The 2500-nt window shown below is 51.8% G+C and carries 2 rRNA genes (1 of these 2 cut by a window edge); both read right to left on the bottom strand.

Annotated elements, in window-relative coordinates:
• Positions 1-724: ribosomal RNA gene (locus AAIB49_RS19445) — 23S ribosomal RNA — on the bottom strand (its annotated part extends 2143 nt beyond the left edge of the window); the annotation flags it as partial.
• Positions 725-937: 213 nt separating this feature from the next.
• A 16S ribosomal RNA gene (locus AAIB49_RS19440) occupies positions 938-2499 on the bottom strand.
• Position 2500 lies beyond the last annotated feature (1 nt).

Below are 2500 nucleotides of genomic sequence, written 5' to 3'. Positions count from 1 at the left end.
TTCGGGTCTACGACCGCATACTAATTCGCCCTATTCAGACTCGCTTTCGCTACGGCTCCGTGTCTTCCACTTAACCTCGCATACAATCGTAACTCGCCGGTCCATTCTACAAAAGGTACGCCGTCACACATTAACGTGCTCCGACTACTTGTAGGCACACGGTTTCAGGTTCTATTTCACTCCCCTTCCGGGGTGCTTTTCACCTTTCCCTCACGGTACTGGTTCACTATCGGTCACTAGGTAGTATTTAGCCTTGGGAGATGGTCCTCCCGGATTCCGACGGAATTTCACGTGTTCCGCCGTACTCAGGATACACTCCGGAGAGAATTCCTTTTCGATTACAGGGCTGTTACCTTCTGCGGCTTACCTTTCCAGGTATCTTCATCTAAGGAATTCCTTTGTAACTCCTGACATGGAGTGTCCTACAACCCCAAAAAGCAAGCTTTTTGGTTTGGGCTGTTTCCGTTTCGCTCGCCGCTACTCAGGAAATCGCATTTGCTTTCTCTTCCTCCGGGTAATGAGATGTTTCAGTTCCCCGGGTCTGCCTTCCATACCCTATGTATTCAGATATGGATACTGTTCCATTACGAACAGTGGGTTCCCCCATTCGGAAATCCTCGGATCGAAGTCTACTTACGACTCCCCGAGGCATATCGGTGTTAGTCCCGTCCTTCATCGGCTCCTAGTGCCAAGGCATCCACCGTGCGCCCTTATTCACTTAACTAATTATGAATAAGCGTTTCACTATATTAATAGCCTTGCTTTAAAGTTTGATGTCGTTGTTACTCTTATTTAGTTTTCAAGGTACATTTCGAGGAATTTACTCCCTCAAAACTGAACCAAACAACACAGTATGTTTAGGCCTGCAGGATGCAGGTCATGCCGACGTTGCCACAGGACGTGGCGAACTTAGTCGGTTTCCTTAATTATTCCTTAGAAAGGAGGTGATCCAGCCGCACCTTCCGATACGGCTACCTTGTTACGACTTCACCCCAATCATTGGTCCCACCTTAGGCGGCTGGCTCCAAAAGGTTACCTCACCGACTTCGGGTGTTACCAACTCTCGTGGTGTGACGGGCGGTGTGTACAAGGCCCGGGAACGTATTCACCGCGGCATGCTGATCCGCGATTACTAGCGATTCCGGCTTCATGCAGGCGAGTTGCAGCCTGCAATCCGAACTGAGAATGGTTTTATGGGATTTGCTCGACCTCGCGGTTTTGCTGCCCTTTGTACCATCCATTGTAGCACGTGTGTAGCCCAGGTCATAAGGGGCATGATGATTTGACGTCATCCCCACCTTCCTCCGGTTTGTCACCGGCAGTCTCCTTAGAGTGCCCAACTAAATGCTGGCAACTAAGAATAAGGGTTGCGCTCGTTGCGGGACTTAACCCAACATCTCACGACACGAGCTGACGACAACCATGCACCACCTGTCACTCTGTCCCCGAAGGGAAAGCCCTATCTCTAGGGTGGTCAGAGGATGTCAAGACCTGGTAAGGTTCTTCGCGTTGCTTCGAATTAAACCACATGCTCCACCGCTTGTGCGGGCCCCCGTCAATTCTTTTGAGTTTCAGCCTTGCGGCCGTACTCCCCAGGCGGAGTGCTTAATGCGTTAACTTCAGCACTAAGGGGCGGAAACCCCCTAACACCTAGCACTCATCGTTTACGGCGTGGACTACCAGGGTATCTAATCCTGTTCGCTCCCCACGCTTTCGCGCCTCAGCGTCAGTTACAGACCAGAGAGTCGCCTTCGCCACTGGTGTTCCTCCACATCTCTACGCATTTCACCGCTACACGTGGAATTCCACTCTCCTCTTCTGCACTCAAGTCCTCCAGTTTCCAATGACCCTCCACGGTTAAGCCGTGGGCTTTCACATCAGACTTAAAGGACCGCCTGCGCGCGCTTTACGCCCAATAATTCCGGACAACGCTTGCCCCCTACGTATTACCGCGGCTGCTGGCACGTAGTTAGCCGGGGCTTTCTGGTTAGGTACCGTCAAGGTACAATCAGTTACTATTGTACTTGTTCTTCCCTAACAACAGAGTTTTACAATCCGAAAACCTTCATCACTCACGCGGCGTTGCTCCGTCAGACTTTCGTCCATTGCGGAAGATTCCCTACTGCTGCCTCCCGTAGGAGTCTGGGCCGTGTCTCAGTCCCAGTGTGGCCGATCACCCTCTCAGGTCGGCTACGCATCGTCGCCTTGGTGAGCCGTTACCTCACCAACTAGCTAATGCGCCGCGGGCCCATCTGTAAGTGACAGCTTGCGCCGCCTTTCATCTTCAAACCATGTGGTTCGAAGTGTTATCCGGTATTAGCTCACGTTTCCGCGAGTTATCCCAGTCTTACAGGCAGGTTGCCCACGTGTTACTCACCCGTCCGCCGCTAGATCCATTAACGTCACCCCGAAGGGATCAGTTAATTTCACTCGCTCGACTTGCATGTATTAGGCACGCCGCCAGCGTTCGTCCTGAGCCAAGATCAAACTCTCCAAAAAA

The sequence above is a fragment of the Ornithinibacillus proteolyticus genome (assembly GCF_039581225.1).
GTDB lineage: Bacteria > Bacillota > Bacilli > Bacillales > Amphibacillaceae > Ornithinibacillus > Ornithinibacillus massiliensis.
The sequence above is the reverse complement of the archived record's forward strand: the minus strand, read 5'-3'. Positions and strand labels throughout refer to the sequence as shown.